This window comes from Sutterella sp. KLE1602, assembly GCF_001578585.1.
Classification (GTDB): Bacteria; Pseudomonadota; Gammaproteobacteria; order Burkholderiales; family Burkholderiaceae_F; genus Sutterella; species Sutterella wadsworthensis_A.
The window spans coordinates 15,932-42,704 of the sequence record NZ_KQ968496.1 but is presented as its reverse complement, the minus strand read 5'-3'; the positions used below and the strand labels follow the sequence as shown (position 1 = coordinate 42,704).

The 26,773-nt window shown below is 62.1% G+C and carries 20 protein-coding genes; 11 read left to right on the top strand and 9 right to left on the bottom strand.

The annotated features are described in order from the left end of the window. Positions 1-12: 12 nt before the first annotated feature. The 7 genes from HMPREF3036_RS01940 to hydF all read left to right on the top strand — a co-directional run bounded on the left by HMPREF3036_RS01940 (position 13) and on the right by hydF (position 9,483). The gene (locus tag HMPREF3036_RS01940) at positions 13-1,839 is read left to right on the top strand and encodes an ATP-binding cassette domain-containing protein (protein WP_062331105.1); all 1,827 of its coding nucleotides are present in this window, start codon (positions 13-15) and stop codon (positions 1,837-1,839) included. A gap of 159 nt (positions 1,840-1,998) precedes the next feature. Further along, entirely contained in the window at positions 1,999-3,828 is a 1,830-nt protein-coding gene (locus tag HMPREF3036_RS01935) for an AMP-dependent synthetase/ligase (RefSeq protein ID WP_062331102.1), read from the top strand. A gap of 78 nt (positions 3,829-3,906) precedes the next feature. Then, positions 3,907-5,259 (top strand): coproporphyrinogen III oxidase family protein, encoded by a 1,353-nt coding sequence (locus HMPREF3036_RS01930; RefSeq protein ID WP_369818380.1) that lies wholly within the window; start codon positions 3,907-3,909, stop codon positions 5,257-5,259. A gap of 464 nt (positions 5,260-5,723) precedes the next feature. Further along, positions 5,724-7,082, top strand: coding sequence for a [Fe-Fe] hydrogenase large subunit C-terminal domain-containing protein (locus HMPREF3036_RS01925; RefSeq protein WP_005434075.1), 1,359 nt, complete (start codon positions 5,724-5,726; stop codon positions 7,080-7,082). Between the two features lie 22 nt (positions 7,083-7,104). After that, positions 7,105-7,461, top strand: a complete 357-nt coding sequence (locus HMPREF3036_RS01920; protein WP_005434077.1) for an iron hydrogenase small subunit — start codon at positions 7,105-7,107, stop codon at positions 7,459-7,461. Further along, positions 7,454-8,122 carry a cytochrome b/b6 domain-containing protein gene (locus HMPREF3036_RS01915; protein WP_005434078.1) on the top strand — a complete coding sequence of 223 codons (669 nt, stop codon included), beginning with the start codon at positions 7,454-7,456 and terminating at the stop codon, positions 8,120-8,122. The genes HMPREF3036_RS01920 and HMPREF3036_RS01915 overlap by 8 nt, the downstream gene beginning before the upstream one ends. Positions 8,123-8,250: 128 nt before the next feature. Beyond that, complete coding sequence (hydF, locus tag HMPREF3036_RS01910; RefSeq protein WP_038006338.1) at positions 8,251-9,483, top strand: [FeFe] hydrogenase H-cluster maturation GTPase HydF; 1,233 nt, start codon at positions 8,251-8,253, stop codon at positions 9,481-9,483. A 71-nt stretch (positions 9,484-9,554) separates the two neighbouring features. On the opposite strand, the gene HMPREF3036_RS01905 is transcribed toward hydF, so the two are convergent. The 6 genes from HMPREF3036_RS01905 to HMPREF3036_RS01880 form a co-directional block, all read right to left on the bottom strand. Next, positions 9,555-11,159 carry a peptide chain release factor 3 gene (locus tag HMPREF3036_RS01905; RefSeq protein ID WP_005434082.1) on the bottom strand — a complete coding sequence of 535 codons (1,605 nt, stop codon included), beginning with the start codon at positions 11,157-11,159 and terminating at the stop codon, positions 9,555-9,557. 125 nt (positions 11,160-11,284) lie between these two features. Beyond that, on the bottom strand, positions 11,285-13,546 hold the full coding sequence (locus HMPREF3036_RS01900) for a Tex family protein (protein ID WP_005434083.1): 2,262 nt from the start codon (positions 13,544-13,546) through the stop codon (positions 11,285-11,287). A gap of 60 nt (positions 13,547-13,606) precedes the next feature. Beyond that, the gene (locus tag HMPREF3036_RS01895) at positions 13,607-14,071 is read right to left on the bottom strand and encodes an AtaL-like protein (RefSeq protein WP_062331099.1); all 465 of its coding nucleotides are present in this window, start codon (positions 14,069-14,071) and stop codon (positions 13,607-13,609) included. Between the two features lie 42 nt (positions 14,072-14,113). Further along, positions 14,114-15,208, bottom strand: coding sequence for an amino acid ABC transporter permease (locus HMPREF3036_RS01890; RefSeq protein WP_062331097.1), 1,095 nt, complete (start codon positions 15,206-15,208; stop codon positions 14,114-14,116). A gap of 10 nt (positions 15,209-15,218) precedes the next feature. Then, positions 15,219-16,394, bottom strand: coding sequence for an amino acid ABC transporter permease (locus tag HMPREF3036_RS01885; protein WP_005434086.1), 1,176 nt, complete (start codon positions 16,392-16,394; stop codon positions 15,219-15,221). A 91-nt stretch (positions 16,395-16,485) separates the two neighbouring features. Next, positions 16,486-17,508 carry an amino acid ABC transporter substrate-binding protein gene (locus HMPREF3036_RS01880; RefSeq protein ID WP_005434087.1) on the bottom strand — a complete coding sequence of 341 codons (1,023 nt, stop codon included), beginning with the start codon at positions 17,506-17,508 and terminating at the stop codon, positions 16,486-16,488. A gap of 294 nt (positions 17,509-17,802) precedes the next feature. On the opposite strand from HMPREF3036_RS01880, the gene HMPREF3036_RS01875 reads away from it, so the two are divergent. After that, positions 17,803-19,134, top strand: coding sequence for a polyamine export protein PaeA (locus HMPREF3036_RS01875; RefSeq protein ID WP_005434088.1), 1,332 nt, complete (start codon positions 17,803-17,805; stop codon positions 19,132-19,134). Between the two features lie 79 nt (positions 19,135-19,213). Here HMPREF3036_RS01875 and HMPREF3036_RS01870 read toward each other — a convergent pair whose 3' ends face one another. Both HMPREF3036_RS01870 and HMPREF3036_RS01865 read right to left on the bottom strand, forming a co-directional pair. Continuing rightward, on the bottom strand, positions 19,214-21,772 hold the full coding sequence (locus HMPREF3036_RS01870) for a DNA topoisomerase III (protein WP_005434089.1): 2,559 nt from the start codon (positions 21,770-21,772) through the stop codon (positions 19,214-19,216). 165 nt (positions 21,773-21,937) lie between these two features. Continuing rightward, entirely contained in the window at positions 21,938-22,834 is an 897-nt protein-coding gene (locus tag HMPREF3036_RS01865; RefSeq protein WP_005434090.1) for a DNA-processing protein DprA, read from the bottom strand. Positions 22,835-22,935: 101 nt separating this feature from the next. Between HMPREF3036_RS01865 and def the strand changes: the two genes are divergently transcribed. Then, entirely contained in the window at positions 22,936-23,448 is a 513-nt protein-coding gene (gene def, locus HMPREF3036_RS01860) for a peptide deformylase (protein WP_005434091.1), read from the top strand. 21 nt (positions 23,449-23,469) lie between these two features. Here the strand turns inward: def and HMPREF3036_RS01855 are convergent, their stop codons facing one another. Continuing rightward, the gene (locus HMPREF3036_RS01855; RefSeq protein ID WP_005434092.1) at positions 23,470-24,369 is read right to left on the bottom strand and encodes an alpha/beta fold hydrolase; all 900 of its coding nucleotides are present in this window, start codon (positions 24,367-24,369) and stop codon (positions 23,470-23,472) included. A gap of 109 nt (positions 24,370-24,478) precedes the next feature. Here HMPREF3036_RS01855 and fmt point away from each other — a divergent pair, with 109 nt between their 5' ends. Together fmt and rsmB are read left to right on the top strand one after the other, a co-directional pair. After that, a complete protein-coding gene (fmt, locus tag HMPREF3036_RS01850; protein WP_005434093.1) occupies positions 24,479-25,435 on the top strand; it encodes a methionyl-tRNA formyltransferase in 957 nt (318 codons plus the stop codon). Further along, the gene (gene rsmB, locus HMPREF3036_RS01845) at positions 25,432-26,772 is read left to right on the top strand and encodes a 16S rRNA (cytosine(967)-C(5))-methyltransferase RsmB (RefSeq protein ID WP_062331095.1); all 1,341 of its coding nucleotides are present in this window, start codon (positions 25,432-25,434) and stop codon (positions 26,770-26,772) included. Before fmt ends, rsmB begins: the two co-directional genes overlap by 4 nt. Position 26,773: the final 1 nt, after the last annotated feature.

Genomic DNA, 26,773 nt, shown 5'->3' with positions numbered 1-26,773 from the left:
AACAAACGGAAAATGCCGCTTATCACCCTGATGAACGCCCACGCCGCCTGGGGCGACCTTCCACTTCTTGACGATGCGGACCTCTCCATCGAACCCGGCGAACGCGTCGGTCTGATCGGCCGCAACGGCACGGGCAAGAGCACCCTGCTCTCCATCCTTGCGGGCCACACGCATCTCGACGACGGCGAACTGCGCGTGCAGGACGGCCTGCGCGTGCTGTACGTCGAGCAGGAGCCCGTCCTGCCTGAGGCAGCCAATGTCAAGGAAAGCCTCATCCTGCGCGGGAAGCTTGACAAGATCGAGGATGAGCGCGAGCACTGGCGTCGTCTGGCCAAGCTGGACGAGTGCCTGATGAAGTTCGAGCTCGATCCCGAGCGCTCGGTCGCCCGCGTGAGCGGCGGCGAGCGCAAGCGTGCGGCTCTGGCGCTCGCCTTTGCCCTCGAGCCAGATCTTCTGCTTCTCGACGAGCCGACGAACCATCTGGACATCGTCGCCATCACGACGCTCGAAAACCTCGTCAACGCGGAATTCCGCACCCAGCGCTCGCTTGTCGTCATCACTCACGACCGTCAGTTCCTCGACAACGTCTCGAGCCGCATCATCGAGCTTGACCGAGGCGTCCTCCGCTCCTATCCCGGCAAGTTTTCCGAATACGAAAGCCGCAAGCAGGAAGAGCTTCAGGCCGAAGAGCTGGCCAACCGCCGCTTCGACAAGTTCTGGGCTCAGGAGGAAGTCTGGATCCGCAAGGGCATCGAAGCACGCCGCACCCGCAATGAGGGCCGCGTGCGACGCCTCGAAGAACTCCGCCGACAGCGTGCCGCCCGCCGCGACCGCATGGGCAGCGTCAACCTCAAGATCGACGCAGGCGAGAAGAGCGGCAAGATCGTCTGCGAAACGACGGACCTCTGCAAGTCCTTTGACGAACGCTCGATCGTCAGCAACCTCAACTTCAAGCTCATGCGCGGCGACCGCCTCGGCCTGATCGGTCACAACGGCGTCGGCAAGAGCACGCTGATCAAGCTCCTGCTCGGCAAGATCGAGCCTGATTCGGGCTCCATCAAGCTCGGCACGAACCTGCAGGTCGCTTATTTCGACCAACTGAGGGAACAACTCGACTTAAGCAAGACCGTCGCCGAAACGATCTCCCCAGGTTCCGAGTGGGTGGAAATCGGCGGCCAGAAGAAGCACATCATCGCCTACATGGGTGACTTCCTTTTCCCGCCGCGACGCGTGAACGTGCCCGTGAGCTCGCTCTCCGGCGGCGAACGCAACCGCCTGCTGCTCGCCCGCCTGTTCGCCCTGCCCGCCAATCTCCTCGTGCTCGACGAGCCGACGAACGACCTCGACATCGACTCTCTGGAGATGCTCGAACAGACGCTTGCGACCTACCCCGGCACGATCATTCTCGTCAGCCATGACCGCCGCTTCCTCGACAACGTCGTGACAGAGGTGCTCGCCCCTGAAGGCAACGGCCTCTGGCGCGAATACGTCGGCGGCTATTCGGACTGGCTTCAGCAACGTCCCGAACCCGTCGAACCTGCCGCACCCGCCGCTCCGCAGCCCAAGGCCGCAGCCAAGCCGCGCCCGCGCGACAACAAGATTCGAATGAGCTACAAGGAAACGCAGGAGCTCGAACGCCTGCCCAAGCTCATTGAAGACCTTGAGGCCGAACAGGCCGCCCTGATGGAGGCGATGAGCGCCCCCGACTACCACACGAAGTCCGTTGAGGAGCTTCGCAAGGACGCCGAACGCGCCAAGGCGATCGAGGATGAAATCGCTTCCAGTTACGAGCGCTGGGAGGCGCTCGAGGAAAAGCGCCAGCTCGCAGAGAATCAATAACGGACGATCCGCTTCGCCGCACGATTGCCAACGCCCCATTAATCTAAGGGTTACCCCTTAAATTAATGGGGCGTTTTCGTGCGTCCGCTTTGATATTTTTAGGGGTGCGATTTTTTTTCAGACCTCACCTGAGAGGCCGTCCATCAGGAGAAAGCCATCGTGCCCGAACAATCGTCTGCCAAGCCGTCCTTTGGCCTTGAGAACTTCACCACGCTCCCCCAGCTTCTGGTCAACAGCGTGGAGCGATACGGCGAGCGGGAGGCCCTCCGACAATTCGACAAGGAAACCAAAAGCTGGCACAGCCTGAGCTACGCCCAGCTGATGGTCCGCGTCATGGAGTGGCGCAGAGCCTACGCCGCCATGAACCTTGAGCGCGGCACCCGCATCGGCATCCTGATGCCCAACAGCATCGACCATGCCTGCGCCGATCAGGCGGCTCTGGCCAACGGCCTCGTTCCCGTGCCCCTGCACGCTATCGACACGCCGGGCGCCAGCGCCTTCATTCTTTCCGACAGCAGGGCGAAGGTCCTCGTCACGAACAAGCTGACGCGCTGGAAGCAGATCAAGGCCGCAGGCGGCGACCTTCAGGACCTGACGGCCGTGATCATCACCGAAAACGAGGTCGACGACGAGACCGGCATGGTCAGAGGCCTCTCCGAGTGGCTTGCCGCAGGCACGCACGTCGTCGAGCTGCCTGAAGGCCCGAAGGAGGACGACCTCGCGGGCATCGTCTACACGTCGGGCACCACGGGCCGCCCCAAGGGCGTCATGCTCACGCACGGCAACATCGTGAGCAACGTGAAGGCCACGCTCGAGTGCGTCTTCCCGCAGGTGGGCGACATCTTCCTCTCCTTTCTGCCGCTTTCTCACACGTTCGAGCGAACGGCAGGCTACTATCTCGCGCTTGCCACGGGCTGCACCATCGCCTACAACCGCTCGGTCCTGCTTCTGGCCGACGATCTCAAGACGATCCGCCCGACGGTGATCATCTCCGTGCCCCGCGTCTACGAGCGCATCTTCGCTCGCGTTCATGACAAGCTCAAGAAGTCCAGGCCTGCGGCCCGCTACCTCTTCGACTGGGCCGTTGAAATCGGCTGGCGCGACTTCTGCCGCCGCAATCATCTTCCCGTGGAGCACACGGGCAGGGCCTGGCTCGACGGCCTGATGCGTCCTCTCGTGCGCAAGGTCTCGTCCACGCTGCTCGACCAATTCGGCGGGAGGCTCCGCATTGCCATTTCCGGCGGCGCCGCCCTCAGCAGCAAGGTCGCCCGCACGTTCTGCGGCCTCGGCCTTCCCATCATTCAGGGCTACGGCATGACGGAAGCGAGCCCGATCATCGCGGGCAACAACCGCACGCTCAATCAGCCCAACACTGTGGGCAAGCCCTTCAACAACGTCGAGGTTCGCCTCGGCGAGGGGGATGAGATCCAGATCAAGGGGCCGAGCATCACTCGCGGCTACTGGAACCGACCCGATGCCACCGCCGACGCCTTTACGGAAGACGGCTGGTTCCGTACGGGCGACGTGGGCGGCTTCAATGAACTCGGCCTTCTGAGCATCAAGGGACGCATCAAGGAAATCATCGTGACGAGTACGGGCGAAAAGGTGCCGCCCGCCGACCTTGAGGCCGCGATCGAAACCGATCCCCTCTTCTCCCAGTGCTACGTCATCGGCGAAAACCGTCCGTACCTGAGCCTCATCACCGTCGTGAATCCCGATGAATGGGCCTCGTTTGCGAAGTCCTGCGGCGTCGATCCCGCCGATCCCGCCAGCCTCGACAATCCTTCCGTGAAGACTGCGGCCCTCAAGCGCGCCAAGACGGCGGCGGGCGAATTCCCGCATTACGCGCTGCCGCGCGCCGTCGTGCTCACGCAGGAGCCTTGGACGATCGAAAACGGCCTCATCACGCCGACTCTCAAGCTCAAACGCGGTCCGCTCTCAAAGAAATTCGCGAACGTCATCGCGCAGCTCTACGCCACGCACGGCTGATCCTGCAGACGGCAGCAGTCGGGAGGCGTGCTTTGCAGGCACGCCTCTTAAGCCTGCGCCCTCCCCGCCTCTTGTACAATGGCGCAACCAAAGTTTTCAGCTATTCCCACACACATGAGCACGACAAGCTACAAACCCCAGCCCAGGGAACTTCTGCCGGAATGGATGATCGGCATGACGGACCGCATCATGGACTTCTACACGAAGCGCTACCTGCACTGCGACCCCGTCATTCTCAAGAATCCGCCACCTCCACAGGACGGACACAAGTACCTGCTGTACGCACACATTCCGTTCTGCCACACCCTGTGCTCGTACTGCACCTTCCACCGCTTCCTCTTCAAGGAGCATGTGGCGCGCGCGTACTTCGTGAATCTTCGCAAGGAAATGGACTACGTCAAGGCCCTCGGCTATGACTTCCATTCCATGTACGTCGGCGGCGGCACGACCACCATCATCGAGGAAGAGCTCATCAAGACGCTCGAGCACGCCCGCAAGCTTTTCCCGTCGATCAAGGAAATTTCCTGCGAAACCGACCCTCAGATCATCACGACGCCGCAGTTCCGCAACCTGAAGGGCCTCGTCGACCGCATGTCGATCGGCGTGCAGAGCTTCAACGACGACCTGCTCAAGCTTTCCGAACGCTATGAGAAGTTCGGCTCAGGCGAACAGATCTTCGAGCGCCTGCAGTATGCCCAGGAACTCTTCCCGACCTGCAACATCGACATGATGTTCGGCTTCCGCGGCCAGACGCTCGACATGCTGCACGAAGACATGGAGAAGATCTGGAAGCTCAATCCGCGTCAGGTCACGACCTACCCGCTCATGGTCACGTCCCAGACCCGCAAGAGCGTGAAGAACGTCATCGCCGCCAGCGGCAACCAGCTTGCCGACCAGTACCGCGTCATTCTCGACACGCTCGGCTCGCGCTACAACCACCTGACGTCCTGGACGTTCGGCCGTACGCACGACGAAGGCTTCGACGAATACGTGGTCGACTATGACGAGTACCTCGGCGTGGGTTCCGGCGCGTTCAGCTTCCTCAACGACAGCCTCTACGTCAATACGTTCAGCCTGCGCCGCTACAACGAGCGAATCGCCGCCGGCAACACGGGCGTGGAACGCCGCCGCCAGTTCGACAAGCACGCGATCCTCCAGTACCGACTGATGCTCGGCTTGTTCTCCCACCGCTTGTCCCGCAAGTACTTCCGCGAAGTGCACGGCGTGAATCTCGACCGTACGCTCATGAAGGAAATGCTCGCGCTGCGCGTGGCGGGCGCCATCAAGGACGACCCGAACGATCCGGACAACATCATCGTGACCGACGGCGGCAAGTTCCTCGGCCTCGTCATGATGAAGGCCTTCTACTCGGCCATGGACAACGTTCGCGCCGAACTGCGCCAGCCCCTGAAGGAAGAGGACTACTCCTGATCCGGCTGAATCGGCCGCCCTCAGAGCCCGATCTTCGCGAATCCCTTTGAACAAAGGCCCCGAAGGATGAAAATCCCTCGGGGCCTTTCTGTTTCAAACGACCGAAAGCTCCACGGCACAGGCCTCTTGAAGGCTTAAATTAGACTGAGTGTAAGCAAGACCGAACGCCGATTGACAAATGTTAACGATTTGCGGTTTTTCCTACGTTTTCGTCAAAAACTACCCTATCAGGATTAGCGACTACTACTTTTAGGTAGATTACATTAGCGGTTAACCCCTTAAAATGCGAAGCGTGTTTCACCGTGAGCGCCCGGGTCTTGCTGTACCCGTCGCTTTCGTTTCAAAAAATTCAGCACGCCCGAAACCGTTCTTGTCATCCCCCGAGCACTGCGTCTCACAGTCTCTGGCAAGGACGTGCAAGGCAAGGAGCTTCCTGAGTTCCGCTGATTCTGGAGAGTTTTTCAATGTCCAACAATACGATCAAGGTTCGTACGTTCAACCCCGGCGCCGGCGCCTACGGGGAGGACGGACCCGCCTACCAGGGTAATCTCCGAAAGGGAGAACTCCGCGGCATCATCCACATCAACAAGGAACACTGCGTCGGCTGCGACACGTGCTCCAAGTTCTGCCCTGTCAACGCCATTGAAGGCGGCCTCGGTGCCAAGCACCACATCATCGAAGACGCCTGCCTTTACTGCGGCCAGTGCCTGATCGCCTGCCCGTTCGACGCCATCGAACAGATGAGCTTTGTCGACCAGGTCGAAAAGGTTCTCGCCGACAAGTCCCGCCTCTGCGTCGCCCATCCGTCTCCCGCCGTCCGCGTCTCCATCTGCGAAGAATTCGGCGGCAAGCCCGGCGAACTCACTACGGAACAGCTTTCCAACGCCCTCGAAGCCGTCGGCTTCCAGGTCTACGACTGCAACAGCACGGCTGACCAGACGATCCTTGAAGAAGGTACGGAATTCGTCAAGAAGGCCCGCTACTGGCTCCTCGGCGAACGCAGCGAAGAAGTGAACGAAATGGCCGAACATCCGTTCCCGCACTTCACGTCCTGCTGCCCGGCTTGGGTCAAGAACATGGAAACGAACCATGCCGACCTGATCCCGCACGTCTCCACCGCCAAGTCCCCGCTCCAGATGGGCGGCGCCCTTGCCAAGACCTGGGGTGCCAAGTTCCTCTGGAAGTGCGACCCGCGCAAGATCTTCTTCGTCTCCGTCACGCCGTGCACGGCCAAGATCTTCGAAGCCGCTCGTCCGGAAATGAACCAGGGCTGGCACTGGGCCAAGGAACAGGGCATGATCCCGGCCGACGCTCCGTCCTATCAGGACATCGACGCCTGCCTTACGGCTCGTGATCTCGCCGAACTCTTCCGTCGCAAGGGCGTCAACCCGCTCAAGATGGACAAGAAGCGCGAACGCGGCACGCTCGAAATCTACACCGGCGCCGGCACGATCTTCGGCGTTTCCGGCGGCGTTATGGAAGCTGCCCTGCGTACGGCCTACTTCGTCCTCTCCGGCGAAGAGCTCAAGAACGCCGACATCGAAATCGTCCGCGGCCACAACAACGCCATCGTTGAAGCCACGATCCCCGTTCCCATCAAGGCCAAGGGCGGCCAGACCGTCGACATCCGCATCTGCGTTGTCAACGGCGCCAACCAGGGTCTCGAGGAAGTCCTCCATCGCGTTCGCCTCGACAAGAACCGCTACCACTTCATCGAAGTGATGAACTGCCCGGGCGGCTGTGTCAACGGCGGCGGCCAACCGGTCCAGCCGGTCGGCACCGCTTGGCTCAACCCGACGCTTCCGCTCCCGCTGCGTGCCTAATTTTTTCGCAAGGAATTAGATAATGTTCTCTGAAAATTACGACTACGCCGAGCGTCCTGCTGCCTTGATCCTGGGTCGCCGCGGTTTTCTTAAGGTCACCGGTCTCTGCGTTGCCGCCGTTGCTGTCTGCGGCTACGCCATCGGCGACCTCGTTGCCCGTCGTGGTGTGATCATCAAGGCCCGTCAGGCTGGTCTCTACAAGGACGACAAGCTCTGCCAGGCTCTCGGTCTGACGTCCTCCCACCAGAACCCGACCGTGATGCAGATCTACAAGGACTTCGGTGCCAAGCCCACCGATCACCACATGCACGAACTGCTCCACACCCATTACTATCCGCGCACGATGCTCGCGTCCCTGACGGAGGCCAACCATGGCTAACAATCGCATTCTTCGTTTCCACGCCCCTGACAAGGTGTTCCACTCGGTCAACGCGATCACGTGGTTCGCCCTTCTCTTCACCGGCGTTTACGTCTACTTCTGCGAACCGGAAGCCGCCTGCGCTGAAGCCACGATGCTCGCTCACCTGATCCTGGGCGTCGTGTTCACGTTCAACCTTCTGGGCTTCATCGTGCTCGCTCCGGACCGTTTTGCCCTCATTCTCCGCGCCTGCCTTGAATGGGACCGCAACACGATCTTCTGGTTCCGCAACTTCGGCGGCTATCCGCGCCGCTTCTTCAAGATCCCGTTCGGCCCGGTGGAAGTTCCGCCGCAGGGTCGCTACAACGGCGGTCAGAAGGCTTCCTACCTCCTGTTCATGGGCATGATTGCCGCCCTGACGGTCACGGGCTGGATGCTCTGGATCGGTGCTCCGCTCCTCGGCAAGGCCGTGTTCCTCTGGACGTTCTACTTCCATGTCTGGGGTTCCATCATCGTCTCCGTGCTGGTCGTCTGCGCCCACATCCCGCTTGCTCTGCTCTCCATGGAGCACTTCAAGGGCATCTGGCGCCTCGGCCCGGGCACCATCTCTGTTGAAGCTGCTGAACATCACGCTCCGCTCTGGTTCGAACGTGACGTCATCCGCACCAACATTGAAAAGTAAAAATCACGCGGATCGCCTGATCTGCAATGTGATATAACGGAAGGCAGTCCTCCGGACTGCTTCTCCGACAAGACCGGATAAGCATGCTTGTCCGGTCTTTTTTTGCCCCTGCGGACTTGAAAAAAATCATGGTTGAAACCCCCAAAGGCCTTCGCCTTCACATCGGCCTCTTCGGCAAGCGCAATGCCGGCAAGAGCTCTCTCATCAACGCACTGACCAACCAGAAGATCTCTATCGTCTCCGAAGTCGCCGGCACCACGACCGACCCCGTTGAAAAGGCGTGCGAACTCGCGCCGATCGGTCCCGTCGTCTTCATCGACACGGCGGGCGTCGACGATGTCGGCGCTCTCGGACTCGCCCGAGTCGAACGCACCAGGGCCGTGCTCGAATGGGTCGACATCGCGCTTGTCGTCGCCAACGCCAGGGACTTCGATGAGTGTGAGAGCGACCTTGTCGAACACCTGCGCAAGCTCGGCACACCCGCCGTCCTCGTCATCAACAAGAGCGACCTCCACCCTGCCGATGAAGCCTTCATGACGCGCATGCGCGCCTACGGCATCCCCGTCGTGCTGACCGACGCTGAAACGAAAGCAGGCATCGCGGACCTCCGCAAGGCCATCATCGACCTCGCCGCAAACCGCATTCCCAAAGACCGCGCCCTCGTGGGCGACCTCGTTCAGGCGGGCGACACCGTCGTTCTCGTCACGCCGATCGACACAGGCGCCCCCAAGGGCCGTCTGATCCTGCCGCAGGTGCAGGCTATCCGCGAGCTTCTCGACGCTCATGCCAAGTGCCTCGTCGTACAGCAAGACCGCGTGGCCGAAAGCATCGCCGAGCTCCGCCACCCGCCCAAGCTCGTCATGGCGGACTCCCAGGTCATCATGGACGTCGCCGCACAGACGCCGGAGGACATTCCGCTCACCACCTTCTCGATCCAGATGGCCTACTCCAAGGCCGACGTCATCGAAATGGCCCGCGGCACCGCCGCGCTTGCCTCGCTTGAAGACGGAGACCGCGTGCTCATCTGCGAAACCTGCAGCCATCACCCGCAGAAGGACGACATCGGCCGCATCAAGATTCCCCGCTGGCTTCGCCAGAAAACGGGCAAGGACCTCCAGATCGAAGTGGCCGTCGGCAAGGACTTCCCCGTCGACCTGACGCCCTACAAGGTCCTCATCCAGTGCGGTGGCTGCGTCGTCACGCGACGCCACATGCTCATGCGTCTGCGCGCCGCACATGCACAGAACGTGCCCATGACGAACTACGGCCTCACCATTTCGTACCTGCAGGGCGTGCTCGAGCGCGTGCTGCTCTGCCACCCCGAAGCCCTCAAGGCCTACAGGGACGCGCTCACGAAGTAAGGCACCGCAGAAAAACAAACGGCATCCGAATGCATTCGGATGCCGTTTTGTTTTTCAAGTGCCTATCAGACTCAGTCGAACGTCTGCTGCATTTCGCGCGTGGTGTGGAACACCACCTGCGGCCAATGCTTCATCGTCGTCTCAAGGTTGTAGATCGACGTGGCAAGGTACACCGTGTTGCCGTTGACGTCGGTCGCAAGACGGGCGTCCTGCTCCTTGCAGAAGTCCTTGCGGGTCTGCTCGTCGGGGAACGAGAGCCAGCGGGCCGTGGAGACGTCGGTCGACTCGTAGATGGCGTCAACCTTGTACTCCGTGGCAAGGCGCTGGGCCACGATTTCAAACTGAAGCTGACCGACGGCACCCAGAAGGATGTTGCCGAACTCGCCGGTGAAGACCTGAATGGCGCCTTCTTCGCCGAGTTCCTGCAGGCCCTTCTGAAGCTGCTTGGCCTTGAACGGGTCTTTGCTTCGGGCGGCGCGGAAGAGTTCCGGCGCAAAGCTCGGGATGCCCGTGAAGCCGAGCTTCTCGCCTTCGGTAAGTGTATCGCCGATGTGGAGCTGGCCGTGGTTGTAGATGCCGATGATGTCGCCTGCAACGGCGTCCGTCATCACGACGCGGTCCTGAGCCATGAAGGTCAGGGCGTTCGGGATCTTCATGTCGCGATTCTCGCGCACGTGGAAGACCTTCATGCCCTGCGAATAGCGGCCCGAGCAGACACGGAAGAACGCAATGCGGTCGCGGTGACGCGGGTCCATATTGGCTTGAATCTTGAAGACGAAGCCCGAGAACGGCGCCTCGGTCGGCTCGATCTTGCGGACGCCGGCATCACGCGGCTGCGGCGGCGGAGCCCACTGCACGAGAGCGTCAAGAACGTCCTGCACGCCGAAGTTGTTCACACCGGAACCGAAGAAGACGGGGCTCTGCTCGCCCGCAAGGAACTTCTCGATGTCGAACGGTTCGGTCGCACCCTGAACGAGTTCGACGGACTCGCGCACGTACGGCATTTCCATCGGGAAGAGACGGTCAAGCTCGGGATTGTCGAGCCCTTCGATCATCTCCTGATCACGCGAGAGACGCTCCTCGCCGGCCGTAAAGCGCACAAGACGGTTCTTCAGCAGCGAGAAGACGCCGCGGAAGGTCTTGCCCATGCCAATGGGCCAGGTGATGGGCACGCACTGGAGCTTGAGCACGTTCTCGATTTCGCCGATCACGTCGAGCGGATCGCGCACTTCGCGGTCGAGCTTGTTGATGAACGTGATGATCGGCGTCTTGCGCATGCGGCAGACTTCGAGAAGCTTGATCGTCTGGGCTTCCACGCCCTTGGCGGCATCGATCACCATCACGGCGGCATCGACGGCGGTCAGCACTCGGTACGTGTCTTCAGAGAAGTCCTCATGGCCCGGGGTGTCGAGCAGGTTGATGACGTGATTGTCATAGTGGAACTGCATCACCGAACTCGTCACGGAAATGCCGCGCTGCTTTTCGACTTCCATCCAGTCGGACGTGGCGTGACGGGCAGCCTTGCGGCCCTTGACGGCGCCGGCCATCTGAATGGCGCCGCCGAACAGAAGGAGCTTTTCCGTGAGCGTCGTCTTGCCGGCGTCAGGATGGGAAATGATGGCAAAGGTGCGGCGCATTTCGACGTCGCTGACCAATGCGGGGTTGGGACTCGTCATAACAGAGAACGTTCTCTTAACGTAAATTCAATGAAAATCGGCTCTTCCGCCGAACTGTTCGACGGAAAAGCCGATCATTTTAACAGAGAGCAGAGGATGCTTCAGCCGAATTGCGGCCAGAACCTCTACCTGCGGAGCTTGGCAAACGCAGCGGCCATGGCGCCCTGCGATGGCGCGGCGGAGCGCGTGTCCCGACGGGCTGCGGGCGCCTGCCTGCGCGCCCCCTCGCTGCGCATGCTGAGGCTGATGCGCTGGCGTGCAAGGTCCACCTCGAGAACCCTGACCTTGACGATGTCGCCCACCTTCACCACATCACGCGGATCGGACACGCGCCGATCGGCTAGATGAGAGATGTGCACAAGACCGTCCTGATGCACGCCGACGTCCACGAAGGCGCCGAAGGCGGCCACGTTGGTCACCACTCCCTCGAGCACCATGCCGGGCTGCAGGTCCTTCATCTCCTTGATGCCGTCGGCGAACTTCGCCGTGCGGAATTCGGGACGGGGATCACGACCGGGCTTCAGAAGTTCGCCAAGAATGTCCGTCACGGTCGGAATGCCGAAGTGTTCGTCCACGAAGTCGCGGGCATGGAGCGAACGAAGCACCGCCGCATTGCCGATCAGCGCCTTGATGTCCAGCCCCGTCTTCTTCAGGATGCGAAGCACAACGGGATAGGCCTCGGGATGCACGGCGGAGGCGTCAAGCGGATCGTCGCCGTCGGGAATGCGAAGGAAGCCCGCCGCCTGCTCGAAGGTCTTGGCGCCCAGCCTGGGCACGGCCAGAAGATCGCGACGGGTGCGGAAGGCGCCGTTGGCGCTGCGGAAGCTGACAATGGCGTTGGCGCGTGCGGGCGAAAGGCCGGCAACGCGGCACAGAAGCGCGGAGCTGGCCGTATTGACGTCGACGCCGACGGCGTTGACGCAGTCCTCGACGACCGCGTCGAGGCGATGCGCCAGCTTCTGTTGGTCAACGTCGTGCTGATACTGACCCACGCCGATCGCCTTGGGCTCGATCTTGACGAGTTCCGCGAGCGGATCCTGCAGACGGCGCGCGATGGAGACGGCGCCGCGGTAGCTCACGTCAAGATCAGGGAACTCGGCCGCAGCGAGCTCGGAAGCCGAATAGACGGACGCTCCCGCCTCGCTCACGACCACGTGCGTGAAGTCAAGCCCCGGATGAAGACGCTTGACCTCCTCGACGAACTCGACCGTCTCGCGGCTTGCCGTGCCGTTGCCGATTGAGACAAGCGTGAGCCGGTGCTGGCGGATGAGTCGTGCAATCGTTGCAACCGCATCCGAACGACGCTCATTGGAGCCGAACGGGAATACAACCGCCGTCGCAAGCAGCTTGCCCGTCTCGTCGATCGCAGCCGTCTTGACGCCCGTGCGAATGCCGGGGTCAAGCCCAAGCACGCGCTTGTGGCCTGCAGGCGCCGCAAGAAGCAGATCGCGCAGATTGGTGCCGAAGACGTCGATGGCCGCGCCCTCGGCAGCCTCGCGCAGCCTGTCAAAAACCTCGGCCTCGAGACTGGCGCGGAGCTTGACGCGCCAGGTCCAGCGGCAGCACTGCCAGAGCCAGGCGTCGGCCGGACGCCTCTGGGTTCCCACGTTGAAGTAGGCGGCCGTGCGCTCCACAGGCTGGTCGGGACGCTCTGCGTCAACTTCGAGACCCAGCGTGAGAACGCCCTCCGCCTGACCTCGGAAGGCGGCGAGCGCCCTGTGAGACGGCATTCTGGCAATCGGCTCGCGATAGTCGAAGTAGTCGCGGAACTTGGCGCCCGTCTCTTCCATCCCTTCGACGACACGGCTCGTCATGGCGCCCTCATTCCAAAGCCAGGCGCGCATGTCGGCGAGCAGCACGGAGTCCTCGCTCATCTTCTCGGCAAGGATGTCGCGGGCGCCGTTGAGCGCAGCCTTGACGTCGGGAACATTCTTCTCGGGGCTGACGAAAGCGACAGCCTCGGTTTCGGGATCCAGTCCGGGGTTCTCGAAAAGCTTGAGCGCCAGCGGCTCGAGCCCCGCCTCACGCGCAATGGCGGCAAGCGTGCGGCGCTTCGGACGGTAAGGGAGATAAAGGTCCTCGAGTCCCTGCTTCGTGTCCGCGGCGACGATCTTCGCCTCAAGCTCGGGCGTGAGCTTGCCCTGGTCGCGAATGCTGCCGAGAATCACCTCGCGACGCTTTTCAAGCTCGCGCAGATAACCAAGGCGTTCCTCGAGAAGTCGAAGCTGCGTGTCGTCGAGGCCGCCCGTCACTTCCTTGCGGTAGCGAGCGACGAAGGGCACCGTGCAGCCGTCGTCAAGCAGGCCGACGGCCGCCGCAACCTGAGCGGGACGCGCCTGAATGTCGGCGGCGATGATCTCGAAAATTATCTGTTCAGTCGTGGTCATGGCTTTCCATGCAAAACAACGGGGACGCCGCGGCGTCCCCGGGAAGCGGATCTCACAATTTTAGGAGAGTTCGCCCTGCGGAATGTTCTTGAGGACCTGCTCGATCAGGGCCCTGTCCTTGGCCTCATAGGCCTGACGGCGCAGCTGTTCGATCATCGGGTTGAGCGCCTCTTCGGGTTCATCGGCTTCATAGATGAAGCGCACGAAAAGGCTGCCCGCCTCGGGCTCCTCGATCTTCATGAGAAAGGTGGATGCGGGCCAGGACTCCCCTGCCTCGACCACGGTCGTCACCGACTCGCCCTCCCTGAGGATCACCTTGTCGCGAAGGCGGAAGCCGCCGCCGAAGCTCACCTCCCGGCCAAGATGCCTCGCCCCCTCAATGAGCCTCTCGCTGAGGAGCTCGCAGCCCTCCATGTGCTCAACAAACCTGTCGGGATGACGGGCGGCCTTCTCAAGACCGTTCCAGAGCTGGTCCCGCGTCACGAACGGCGGGATTTGGATGATGTGTTCATGTACCTTGCGCATGCTGTCTGCCTTTGTTTTTTGATTTTCCGGTTTCGCCGGGGATCACTCGGCGGCGTGTCCGCGGTCCTTTTCGCCCGTCAGATAGACTTCGAGCCACTGGCTGTATCGCGACACGATGAAGCTGAAGAAGAAGTACACGAGGGCGATGAAGACATAGCCCTCAATGAAGTAGCCGCGCCAGAGCGCGTCGCCCAGAGCGAGGCGCAGGCTGCCCGTCAGGTCGTACATCGAGACGACCGTCACCAGAGACGTGTCCATGAAGCACGAGAGCAGGCTGTTGACGAAGGCCGGAATGATGGCCACGAGCGCCTGCGGCAGGATCACCGCCGTATAGACCTGTCGCTGGGAAAGGCCGAGCGAGGCGGCCGCGTCGAACTGGCTGCGGGGAATCGTCTGAAGGCCGCCGCGAACGATCTCCGCCATGTAGGCCGCCTGAAAGAGCGCAATGGCGACGGAGATGCGCCAGAACGGATCAATGCGAACGCCTGCAGGCAGGAGAAGCGGGAAGATGAAGGCGGCAACGAAAAGCACCGTAATGAGCGGCACCCCGCGCACGAGCTCGATGTAGCCCGTGGACACGGAGGCAACGGCCGGCATCTTGCTGCGTCGCCCGAGCGCGAGCAGAATGCCGAGCGGCACGGATGCTCCCATGCCCACCAGCGTAAGCACAATCGTAAGCGGCAGGCCGCCCCACATGTCGGTGGAGATGCTCTCAAGCCCGAACACGCCGCCGAGCATCAGAATGAAGAAGAAGACGACGGCGGCGCTCCAGAGCATGCCGAGCGTGCGCAGATAGGGCTTGCGCCACATGAACGGAAAGGAGCTCACCACAAGCATGGCAAGCACAATCCCCGTTGCAGCGGCGGCACGCCACTGAAGGTGGTACGGATAGCGTCCGAAGATGATGAGGCGCCACTTCTCGGCGACGAAGCCCCAGCAGGCGCCGCTGCTCTGGCCGCAGGCCTGCACGTCCGGCGTCCAGACGGCGTTGACGAGCCCCCAGAGCACGAGCTTGCCGACTATGAACGCAATGACGGCCGATACGACGACGGTGAACAGGGACGCCATGGGCGAATAGAAGTAACGGCGGCGGATGCGCTGGGAAAGGGAGCCGCTGAACGAACTTTCGGTGATCATGCCGGCCTCCTTACTGCGGGGCCCGCATGATGCGGGCGTTGAGCGCATTCATCACAACCGAGATGACGAGATTGAGCGTCAGGTAGACGGCCATGATGATGCAGATGACCTCAAGCGCCTGAGCGCTCACGTTGATCACGGTGTTGCCGATGTTGACGAGGTCGGGATAGCCGACCATCACCGCAAGGGACGAATTCTTGGTGAGGTTCATGTACTGGCTTGCAAGCGGCGGAATCACCAGTCGCATGGACTGCGGGAAGATCACGTAGCTCACGGTCTCGGTCATCGTCATGCCGAGCGCAAGCCCTGCGTCCCACTGGCCTGCCTTGACGGCCAGAACGCCTGCGCGGACGATCTCCGCAATGGAGGCCGACGTGAAGAGCGTGAGGCCGAGCGAGAGCGCGAGGAATTCAGGAGAGATCTGGCTGCCGCCCCTGAGCGCGAAGCGCGTCTGCACGGGATGATCCCATCCCGAGACGACGCCGCAGAGCACCCAGGCGACGATGAAGACGCCTGCGAACACGGCAATGCCGGTCGTGTTGGCCATCAGTCCCGTCATGCGTCTGCGGGCGAAGAAGGCCGATGCGAAGCCGCATGCGGCGCCCGCACCTGCGGCGATCCACATGGCCCATCCGCCCATCAGGGGGGATGCGTACTGAAGGCCGCTCTTCGAGAGGAAGACCCAGTCCCCCACGTGCAGGGCCGTGCGGCCGGCAGGCAGGAGTTCCGTCACGGCTAGATAGACGGCAAGGAGCAGGACCAGAAGCGGAATGTTGCGGTAGAACTCGACGTGCGCCGTGCCCAGAAAGCGGAGCATCGGATGGCGCGAGAGGCGCATGAGGCCCACGACGACGCCGAGCACGGTCGCCGCGATGATGGAGACTGCGGAGACCTTGATCGTGTTGAGCATGCCCACCAGGAAGGCTCTGGACATGTGATCCGTATTGGTGAATGGGATCAGCGCCTCACCGATGTCGAATCCGGCGGGATTGCCGAGGAAGGCAAAGCCGCTGTTGATGTGGCGTTCTGCAAGATTGTCCGCCACGTTCATCGAGACGGCGGCAAGGAAGCCCACGAGGATGAGGATCAGCACGGCCTGAATCGTATATTCGCGGCGCTTTCTGGCCTTCTCGCGCTCCTTCCAAGCAGCGTCGCCGTAGATACCAAAAGATTCCCTGGATAGCATGATTTTTTTTGACTGACAAAAGGCCCCAGAGCGTCCTCTGGAGCCTTCTGTACTAAACAACGGGCTGCCGGTCGGCAGCCGAGGATGCGGATCAGCGGATCGGCATAGCGTACATCAGGCCGCCGTCCGTCCACAAGCGGTTCAGACCGCGGGGCAGGTTGAGCGGTGTCTTCGGACCGAAGAACTCGGTCCAGGACTCGCCGTAGTTGCCGACCTGCTTAATGATACGGTACGACCATTCCTTGTCGAGACCGATCAGCTTACCCATGTCGTCGCTCTGACCAAGCAGGCGCTGGAGGTTCGGATTGGCGCTCGTCTTGCGCAGTTCGTCGGCATTGGCCTTCGTGATGCCGAGTTCTTCGGCCTCGACCATCGTGTTGAAGGACCAGCGGACGATCTGGAACCATTCGTCGTCACCGCGGCGGACGGCCGGGCCGAGAGGCTCCTTGGAGATCACTTCGGAAAGAATCTCGTACTTGGACGGATCCTGAGCGAGCGTACGCATGCCTGCGAGGTCGGACATGTCGGTCGTGTAGACCTGGCAGCGGCCAGACAGGAAGGCGGACTGAGTGGCTTCGGTCGTGTCGAACACCACCGTCTTGTAGCTCATCTTGTGGGAGTTGAAGTAGTCGGCCAGCGTCTTTTCGGAGGACGTGCCGGACTGGACGCAGACCGTGGCGCCGTCAAGCTCCTTGGCGGTCTTGATGCCGAATTCCTTCGGAACGATGAAGCCCTGGCCGTCATAGTAGGACACGGCCACGAATACGGAACCCTGGCTGGCGTCGCGCGTCATCGTCCAAGTGGTGTTGCGGGCGAGCACGTCGATTTCGCCGGACTGCAGGGCGGTGAAGCGTTGCGGAGAGCTGAGCGGAACGTACTTGACCTTGTCGGCGTCGCCGAGAACGGCGGCGGCCACGGAGCGGCAGATGTTGACGTCGAGGCCGCGCCACTTGCCCTGGCTGTCGGCGCTGGAAAAGCCCGGAGCGGACGTGTTGACGCCGCAGAGCACGTGGCCGCGCTTCTTGACGTTGTCAAGCGTGACGCCAGCGACGGCAGGCATGGCAACGGCACCTGCGGCAAGCAGTGCTGCAACGAACAAAAGCTTCATCTTCATTTCGAGTTCCTTCCTTTCGGGATCGAGTTGTTCTGCCTGTGTCCCGGCACTTCGAGGGAAAGTCGCGGCAGGGCTTCGGGCGTCAATGACCTTAAGTTTACAGACACTCCTGCAAACGCCAAGCAAAATTTGTCCCACATCGAATCATGAACAACCCACCTATTTCGTTCTGCCTAGAAACGCATCTCAAAATGTCGCCAAATCACGCGTTCGCTCACAAAAAGCCTGTAAAGCACAGGGTTTGGCAAATCCTCGTGTTACAATGGCAGACTCTTCAAACTCCCGCTCCGACTTATGTCCGTTTACACAGAGCTGTTTTCCCTTTTCATCCTCGTCTGTCTCAGCGCCTTTCTGAGTTGCGCTGAAATCTCCCTCGCCTCCGCCCGCCGCTCCAGACTCAACGTACTTGCGGACGACGGCGACCGCCGCGCCCGACTCGTCCTCGACCTGCAGGAACATCCCGGCCAGTTCTTCTCCGCCATCCAGATCGGCACGAACGCCCTCGCCCTTCTCGGCGGCGTCGTCGGCGAAGCCGCCTTCTCGCCGTTCTTCAAGTGGTGCCTCTCGTTCGTGTTCACCCCCGAACAGATTCACGGCGTCGACTTCGTCATCTCCTTCGTACTCGCCACGCTTCTCTTCGTGATCTTCGCGGACCTGCTCCCGAAGCGCCTTGCCGTCGCCAAGCCCGAGGAAACGGCCATGACCGTCGTCCGTCCGACCTTCGTCATGATCAAGCTCCTGCGCCCGCTCGTCTTCGTGCTTGAAAAGTTCTCCGACGCGCTGATGCGCTCGCTCGGCTTCTCGACGAAGCGTCAGGACACAATCACGTCCGAGGACATTCTCGCGAGCGTCGGCGCCGCCACGGCCGCCGGCGTGCTTGCTCCGCAGGAGGAAGCCGTCATCCAGAACGTGTTCGACCTTGAAAGCCGCCTCGTGCCCTCGGCCATGACGCCGCGCGAGAACATCGTCTTCTTCACGCTCGACGACCCCGAGGAGGAGGTACGCGTCAAGATCTCCTCCGTCCCGTACAACCGCTTCCTCATCTGCGACAAGGACCTCGACCACATCATCGGCTACGTCGACAGCATGCACATCCTGCGACAGGTCCTCAACAACAAGCCGATCTCCTTCAAGGAGCCCGGCGTCGTCCAGACCTGCCCCTTCATTCCGGACAGCCTGACGCTTTCCGAAGTGCTCGACGTCTTCCAGCGCTCCCGCGCCGACTTCGCCGTCATTCTCAACGAGTACGCCCTGGTCGTCGGCGTCATCACGATCAACGACGTGATGAGCACCGTGATGGGCGAGCTCGTCGTCAACGCTGACGAACTTCAGATCGTCGAGCGTGAGGACGGCACGTGGCTTGTCGACGGCTCCACGCCGATCGACGACCTCGAGCATGCGCTCGACATCGACGAGTTCCCCGAGGACACGACCTACGAGACGGTCGCGGGCTTCATGATGTACATGCTGCGCAAGATCCCCAAGAGGACCGACAAGGTCGTCTGGGCTGGCTACACCTTCGAGGTGATCGACGTCGACAACAACAAGATCGACCAGATCCTCGTGACACGCAACAAGCGCCCCGCGCCCGTCGCCGACGCGGAAGAGCCTGCCAAGGCCGACTGAGGCGCCATTCGTTCCGCCTGAAAAGAAAGAGGAGCCCTGATCGGGGCTCCTCTTTCTTTTTCTTCAGACGGGTCCGGACTTATTCGGCCGCCGTCTTCTTTTTGGTCGTCCTACGGGTCGTCTTGCGGGGCTTGGCCTCGGAGTTCTCCTCGCCGGATTCGGTCGCCTCGGCGTCCTTCTTGCTCGGCTGGAACTCAAACGCGATGCTGCCGTTGCCCTTCACGATGAGGAAGGCCTTGAAGGCGCGCTTGCTCTTCTTCGAGATGAAGCCCGAGAGCAACTGCGTGCGCTTGTTGGCAAGGAGTTCCGTGACCTCCTCGGACGTGATGTCGCGGGAAAGGATGGTCTTGCTGATGCGGAACGTGCACTTCTTTTCGCCGCGAATGTTCTTCTCGCACTGGTAGGCTGCGGGCATTTCAAGCACGCGGGCGCCGCAGCACGGGCAGACGCCGACGACGGGAGCGCTTTCGATCTCCTCGTCCGTCACCTCGGCCTTTTCCTCCTCGCCGAAGTCGAACTGCATCTTCCAGAGGCCGTCGGTCTCGTCCTTTTTGAGAATCAGTTCGGCCTCAAACGGGAAGCCGCGCTTGCTGATGAAGCCGGAAAGCGGTCCCACGCGCCCCGTGTTGAGGAGCTCTTCAACCTCAGCCTGTTCGAGCATGCGGCCCGAAGGATGCTTGGCAATCGAGAACTCGCAGCCGGGCGTCGTGCAGGCGAAGCGGCGGTAGTTTTCGACGATCTCGCCGCCGCACTGCGGACAGGGCGCCTCAATGCGGCGCGGATTTTCAAGCGGCACGCTGTTGCCCTCGTACTGCTTGGCCATGTTGACGACATTCTCCGTCAGGCGTCGGATCTCGCGCATGAACTCGTCGCTCTGGAACTTGCCCTCCTCGATGAGGCGCAGCTTTTGCTCCCACTCGGCGGTGAGGCGCGGCTCGCTCAGTTCGGCGATCTTGAGCCCCTTGAGCAGCGTGATGAGCTGGAAGGCCTTAGCCATCGGATGCAGATCGCGCTCCTCACGGCGCATGTACTTCTGCTCAATCAGGCCCTCGATGATCGAGGCGCGGGTGGCAGGTGTGCCCAGGCCCTTGTCGGCCATGGCGCCGCGCAGTTCGTCGTCCTCAAGCTTCTTGCCTGCGGTCTCCATAGCGCTCAGGAGCGTGGCTTCCGTGTAGCGGGCGGGAGCCTTGGTCTGCATGGTGGAAACGACGACGTCCTTCACGGCGGCCGGTTCGCCGGGCTTGACGGGAGTAAGCGCCTCGCGCTGGGTACGGCCCTTGCCGGCCACTTCGAGCCAGCCGGGCTCGGCAAGCACCTTGCCCTCGGTCTTGAACTGGTGGGCGCCGACGGTCGTGATGCGGACCGTCACGTCATACTCGGCCGCAGGATAGAAGACGGCCAGAAAGCGGCGCACGACCAGATCGAAGATCTTCTGCTCGACCTCATTGAGAGTCTTCGGAAGCTGCCCCGTCGGAATGATGGCGAAGTGGTCGCTGATCTTCGTGTTGTCGAAGATGCGCTTGTCCGGACGAACCCAGTTCTGCGTCAGGATCTTGGACGAGAAGGCTGCGTAGTCCGTGAGGCCGCCCAGTGCGTTGAGCGTGTCGCGCACGGTCGGCATGTAGTCTTCGGGAAGCGCGCGGGCGTCGGTTCGCGGATAGGTGAGAACCTTGTGCTTTTCATAGAGCGCCTGCGCGATGGAAAGCGTCGTCTTGGCGGAATAGCCGAAGCGGCTGTTGGCCTCGCGCTGCAGGCTCGTCAGGTCGAAGAGCAGGGGCGAAAGCTGACGGGAACGCTTCGAGGTCTCCTCGATCTTGCCCATGCCGTTGCGGCAGGCCGCGGCAATCCTGCGGGCCTCGTCCTCCGTCCAGAGGCGCTCGGCCTTGCGGTCGGGATCATCCTTGTCCTTGCGGAAGTTCGGGTCGATCCAGATGCCCTCGTATTCGCCCGCGGAGACGCCGAACACGGCGGAAACCTCCCAGTAGCCCTTGGGCACGAAGGCATTGATCTCCTCCTCACGCTTGACGACGATCGCGAGCGTCGGCGTCTGAACACGGCCGACGGTCGTCAGGAAGAAGCCGCCTTCCTTGGAGTTAAAGGCGGTCATGGCGCGCGTGCCGTTGATGCCGACAAGCCAGTCGGCTTCGGATCGGCAGCGGGCGGCGGCCTCAAGGGGCTTCATCTCATCATCGGTGCGCAGATGACGGAAGCCCTCCTGAATGGCGTTCTTCGTCATGGACTGGAGCCAGAGACGCTTGACGGGCTTCTTGCTGCCGCAGGACTGCATGATGTAGCGGAAGATCAGTTCACCCTCGCGTCCCGCGTCGCATGCGTTGATGACTTCGGTCACGGCACGGCTTCGGATCTTCTTCGACAAAGCCTTGAGCTTCTCTTCGGACTTCTTGATCGGCTTGAGATCGAAGTAGGGCGGCAACACGGGAAGGTTCTTGAAGGTCCAGCGGCCGCGCTTGACATCAAACTCTTCGGGCGCAGTAATTTCGAGCAGATGACCGACGGCGGAGCCGATCACCATGTCGTCACGGACCCAGAAGTCGCCGTCGCGCGTGAAGCCCCCGAGAGCTCGCGCAATATCGCCTGCAACGGAAGGCTTCTCAGCAATGACAAGAGATAAGGACATACGATGCATCTCCATGACCGCAGTTATCGTGGAACCGGCGGGCACAGCAAACTGAAAACAAATGAATGGCGGCATGCGCCTGCGTTGGACATCATTATGCAACAGACGCCGCAGGGAATGCCCTCGTGCAAATATTCATAGCGTACCAACTACAGGCAGCCGGACTCAACTCCCTGCCAGACGCAGCTCGGCAAGAATGTCGTCCGAAGACTCGACAAGCCTCGCTCCCTGACGGATCAGCCTGTGACATCCCCTGGCGAAGGGAGAGTGGATGGACCCCGGCACGGCCATGACGTCCCTGCCCCAGTCGGCCGCCGTTCTCGCGAGGCTGAAGAGATGGGAGCCCGTGCCTGCATTGAGCGCCAGAAGCGCCTGCGCGGAGGCCATGCGGCAACACGTCTGCAGCTCCCGCCCCTCGGGCGAGAATCCGAACCCCGGCGCAACGGCGGTCATGATGAGGCCTCCCTTGTCCAGAAGCTCGTGGAGAAGATCTCGTCCCTCGGACGGCCAGACCCTGTCGGGTCCGCAGGGCTGCCAGACGAGCGCCCTGCCGCCTGTGCGGAGCACGCTTGCGAGAAACACCGTCTCCGTTCCGGGAAAGTGCCCCGTCGAGAGCAGAAGCTCGTTGCGGGTTCCGAGCGCCTCGCCGAAAACCTCCGCATTGTACAGAGCCTCCCTGTCGGGGTGCGTGCTGCCGCCCACCGTAAGCACGGGCTTGGCGAGAAGGCCCGCGTCACCGCGGTACCAGAGAAGCACGGGCGCGGCGCCCGCCTCGATCATGAGGCGGGGATAGCGGGGATCGGCCAGCGTGATGAAGCCGACTCCCTTCGTTTCGGACAGCCACGACAGGATGCGTTCCGCCTCTCCGCTCGAATTAACCTCGCGGATCTCGCGCGCCGCCGTCTCGCCGGCAAGCTTCGTCAGGGTTCCCGACGAGGCGTCGAAAAGCGCCTCGACGCCGCCCGTCTGCTGCAGGAGCCTGAGGATCTCAGGCACCGAAAGCACAGTAAGCAGAGAAAGCTTGATCCAACATTCGGCCTCGCGGCCCGTTTCAGGCGTCATGTCCCTTCCCGTGGTGAATCCGCCCGCCCTCTTGAGTCCGGACGGCAGTTCTGATCTAAAATAGACGGTTTTACAAGTTCAACTCTTTCTAGGAGCGTCTCGTGGCTCTTCTGCCCATTATCCAATATCCCGATCCCGTTCTGGCTGCCAAGGCCGAGCCCGTCACCGAGTTCAACGACGAGCTCCGCAAGCTTGCCGCCGACATGGCCGAAACCATGTATGCGGCCCCCGGCGTCGGGCTCGCGGCCAATCAGGTGGGCAGCCTCAAGCGCATCGTGGTCATCGACATCACCGACGAGAAGAACAACCTTCTCGTCCTCGTCAATCCCTACATCAAGTCCCACACGGAGGAGCTTGCCGAATTCGAAGAAGGCTGCCTTTCCCTCAAGGGACTTTATGAAAAGGTGAGCCGCCCCGATGGCGTCACCGTGTGCGCCCAAGACCTTGACGGCAAACCTTTCGAAATCGAGGCCACCGGCCTTCTCGCCGTTTGCCTGCAGCATGAGCTTGACCACCTTGACGGCACGGTCTTCATCGACCATCTCAGCCGCCTCAAGAAGGACCGCGCCAAGACGAAGTTGCGCAAGCTTCGCAAGAACGACAAGCAGGCCTGAGCCTGAGCGGCGCAGGCCGCGTCAGGCAGGATGCCTGTGGCAGTGCTCCGCGATGAGCGCGCCAAGTTCGGGCACCAGAGCCTCGGGGAGCTGATGCCCCATGCCCTCGATCACCTCGAAGCGTGCGTTGGGAATCAGATCTGCGGTCTCCCTGCCTGCCGCAAGCGGCAGAAGCGGATCCGCCGTGCCGTGAATGATCAGCGAGGGCGCCGCCAGACGCCTGAGCTGCCAGGACCTGTCCCCACTCGCCAGAATGGCCAGCAGCTGCCGCGCCGTTCCGTCAGGATCGTAGTGCAGGCTCCCCAGCATGCCCAGCATGCTCTCGAGTTCCTCGCCCGACGGCTTGTACGCCGGCCCTGAAAGGGTGGTGAACACGCGGGCGAAGTAATCCCTCAGTCCTTCCTCCGTATTCAGATTGTCGGGCTTTCTCAGAAGAGTCCAGACCGCATTGAGACGACCGAATCCCGTTCTCGGGTTGCCCGAAGCGGAGGCGATCGACGTGAGCGATGCCACGCGATTGGGGGATTGCACGGCCGCCACCTGTGCGATCATGCCGCCCATGGAGATGCCGACGATGTGCGCCCTGCGTATCGACAGGTGATTGAGGAGGCGCTCCACGTCGAGCGCCATGTCCTCAAGCGCGTAGGCGCTCGTCACCTTTCGGCGCAGAAGCGCCTGCGCCACGGCTGAGGCCACGTTTCTTCCGTCCGCCTTCATGTCCGTGCAGCGGGAGCTCTCCCCGCAGTCGCGGTTGTCGGGCGTGATGACCTGAAAGCCTTCCCGCACAAGGTGTGCGATGAGGCTTGTCGGCCAAGCGGCGCTCGACATGCCAAGGCCCATGATCAGCACGACGGCGGGCGCATCCGAGGCGCCATAGCGCCGGTAGGCCAGCTTGAATCCGTTGTAATAAAGTGCGTCCACGTCGTTTCTCTCTTTGCGCCTCTCTGCCTAAAGTACCGTACACTAGTACCATCATTGTATTTTGACACTTGAAAACGCTCCCCATCCAGCGTCGCCGGAGTCCAAACGTATGAAGATCATTTTTGCAGGCACGCCCGACTTCGCGGCCGTCGCGCTCAAGCACCTCATTGACGCGGGACACGAGATCGCCCTCGTTCTCTCGCAGCCCGACCGCCCGAGCGGCCGCGGCATGAAGCTCACTCCCTCGCCCGTCAAGAAGCTCGCCCTTGAGCACGGCATTCCCGTCATCACGCCGGTCACGCTGAGCCTGAAGAAGGCACCCGAAGAGTCCGCCCGCATTCACGCGGACCTCAAGGCCGTCGGCGCCGACCTGCTCGTCGTGGCCGCATACGGCCTCATTCTTCCGCAGGCTGTTCTCGACTGCGCCAAGGGCATCGGCCGCAACGGCGACATCCGCGCCATCAACATCCACGGCAGCCTTCTGCCCCGCTGGCGCGGCGCCGCGCCCGTTGCGCGCGCCATCGAGTCCGGAGATGCGGAAAGCGGCGTCGTGCTCATGAAGATGGAGCTGGGCCTTGACACGGGTCCGATGATCCGCACCGTGCGCACGCCCATCACGCAGGAGGACACCTCCGACACGCTCATGATGCGCCTGGCCGAACTCGGCGCAGAGCTCCTCGTCGAATCCCTCAGGACGCCGGACGAACTCGACTGGACGCCCCAGCCCGAGGAAGGCGTCACCTATGCCGAGAAGCTTCTGAAGACGGAAGCCGTCATCGACTGGACCCTTCCCGCAAAAGTCCTCGCCAACAAGGTTCGCGCATTCAATCCCTTCCCGGGAACTGTATTCGACAAGGACGGCGTCCCCGTCAAGATCTGGCAGGCCGAAGCGCTCGAGCTCTCTGGTCATCCCGGCGAAGTGCTCGACACGACGAATGGTCTTGTGATCGCCTGCGGCGAAGGCGCTCTTCGCGCCACGGTTCTGCAGAAGCCCGGCAAGCCCAAGATGGCCTTCGGTCCCTTCCTTCAGAGCCTGCCCTTTACCGTTGGTGAGGTCGTCAAGTGAGCATCGCCGCGTCCGCGCCGCACAAGCAGGCGCCTTTTTCCAAAATCGTGAGCGCCGTCGCCTCCGCACGCACGCAGCTGCGCGCAGGCGCCTCGCTCAACTCCGTCATCCGACCTGCGCTTCTCAACGTCCCGCTGGAAAGCCGTCCCGCCGCACAGGCGCTCATCTATGAGAGCGTGCGCCGCTGCGCGAGAACGACCGCACTCGTCGGACTGCTTTGCAGCCGCCAGCCCTCGGCCGAGGTGCTCTCCGTGCTCGAGACCGCCTTCGCCGCCTTCTCGCTCGGCAGGCTCGCAGTCTTCACCGTCGTGTCCGAAACGGTCACGGCGGCCAAGGCGAACCCGCAGACCCGTGCCGCCTCAGGCTTCATCAACGCCGTGCTCCGCCGCTATCTGCGCGAGAAGGATGAACTGGAAAAGAAGATCGCCTCCCGCGACGAGGTCCGCTTCAATGCTCCCGCTTGGTGGATTGGCCGCATCCGCACGATTTATCCAAAGGATGCGGACCGCATTCTGGAGCTGGGCACGCGTCATCCTCCGATGACGCTGCGCGTCAACGTCCGCCTCATGACCGTCGAAGACTATCTTGACCGGCTGAAGGCCGCAGGGCTTGAAGCCCGCCGAGTCGGCCCCGAGGCCATCGAACTCGTCACGCCCGTCCCCGTCGACCGCATTCCCGGCTTTGCCGACGGGCTGAGTTCCGTTCAAGATGCAGGAACGCAGCTTGCTGCGCATCTGTTGCCCGTGAAGGCGGGCGACCGGGTGCTGGACGCCTGCTCGGCTCCCGGCGGCAAGACCGCCCACATTCTCGAGCGCGCGGACTGCGCCATGACTGCGCTGGAGATCGATCCCGCCCGAGCCGTCAAGGTTCGCGAGACTCTCGACCGACTCAAACTCAAGGCCGACATTCGAACGGCTGACGCCGGCGACACGGCAAGCTGGTGGGACGGCAAGCCCTTCGACGCCATTCTGCTTGACGCGCCGTGCACGGCAAGCGGCGTGGTGCGCCGCCAGCCCGACACGCCGTGGCTCCGTCGCCCCGACGACATCAAGAAGCTCGCCTCAGAACAGAAGAGGCTCCTCAAGACGCTCTGGCCCCTGCTCCGCAAGGGCGGCAGGATGCTCTACGCCACGTGCTCGATCTTCCCCGAAGAAGGCACGGGACAGATGAAGGCATTCCTGGCCGCAACGCCCGACGCCCGTCTCGTCCCCCTGTTTGCAGGCAATGACGGCATGCTGACTCTTCTGCCCGAGGAATCGGGAGAATGGCGCTCCGACGCCCAGCTGCCCACCGTGCATGACGGCTTCTTCTATGCCCTTTTGGAAAAGCAAGCCTGAC

Coding starts and splice junctions, on each gene's coding strand:
- HMPREF3036_RS01940 (WP_062331105.1), top strand. CDS start 13: ATGCCGCTTATCACCCTGATGAACGCCCACGCCGCCTGGGGCGACCTT.
- HMPREF3036_RS01930 (WP_369818380.1), top strand. CDS start 3,907: ATGGCGCAACCAAAGTTTTCAGCTATTCCCACACACATGAGCACGACA.
- HMPREF3036_RS01925 (WP_005434075.1), top strand. CDS start 5,724: ATGTCCAACAATACGATCAAGGTTCGTACGTTCAACCCCGGCGCCGGC.
- HMPREF3036_RS01920 (WP_005434077.1), top strand. CDS start 7,105: ATGTTCTCTGAAAATTACGACTACGCCGAGCGTCCTGCTGCCTTGATC.
- HMPREF3036_RS01915 (WP_005434078.1), top strand. CDS start 7,454: ATGGCTAACAATCGCATTCTTCGTTTCCACGCCCCTGACAAGGTGTTC.
- hydF (WP_038006338.1), top strand. CDS start 8,251: ATGGTTGAAACCCCCAAAGGCCTTCGCCTTCACATCGGCCTCTTCGGC.
- HMPREF3036_RS01905 (WP_005434082.1), bottom strand. CDS start 11,159: ATGACGAGTCCCAACCCCGCATTGGTCAGCGACGTCGAAATGCGCCGC.
- HMPREF3036_RS01900 (WP_005434083.1), bottom strand. CDS start 13,546: ATGACCACGACTGAACAGATAATTTTCGAGATCATCGCCGCCGACATT.
- HMPREF3036_RS01895 (WP_062331099.1), bottom strand. CDS start 14,071: ATGCGCAAGGTACATGAACACATCATCCAAATCCCGCCGTTCGTGACG.
- HMPREF3036_RS01890 (WP_062331097.1), bottom strand. CDS start 15,208: ATGATCACCGAAAGTTCGTTCAGCGGCTCCCTTTCCCAGCGCATCCGC.
- HMPREF3036_RS01885 (WP_005434086.1), bottom strand. CDS start 16,394: ATGCTATCCAGGGAATCTTTTGGTATCTACGGCGACGCTGCTTGGAAG.
- HMPREF3036_RS01880 (WP_005434087.1), bottom strand. CDS start 17,508: ATGAAGATGAAGCTTTTGTTCGTTGCAGCACTGCTTGCCGCAGGTGCC.
- HMPREF3036_RS01875 (WP_005434088.1), top strand. CDS start 17,803: ATGTCCGTTTACACAGAGCTGTTTTCCCTTTTCATCCTCGTCTGTCTC.
- HMPREF3036_RS01870 (WP_005434089.1), bottom strand. CDS start 21,772: ATGTCCTTATCTCTTGTCATTGCTGAGAAGCCTTCCGTTGCAGGCGAT.
- HMPREF3036_RS01865 (WP_005434090.1), bottom strand. CDS start 22,834: ATGACGCCTGAAACGGGCCGCGAGGCCGAATGTTGGATCAAGCTTTCT.
- fmt (WP_005434093.1), top strand. CDS start 24,479: ATGAAGATCATTTTTGCAGGCACGCCCGACTTCGCGGCCGTCGCGCTC.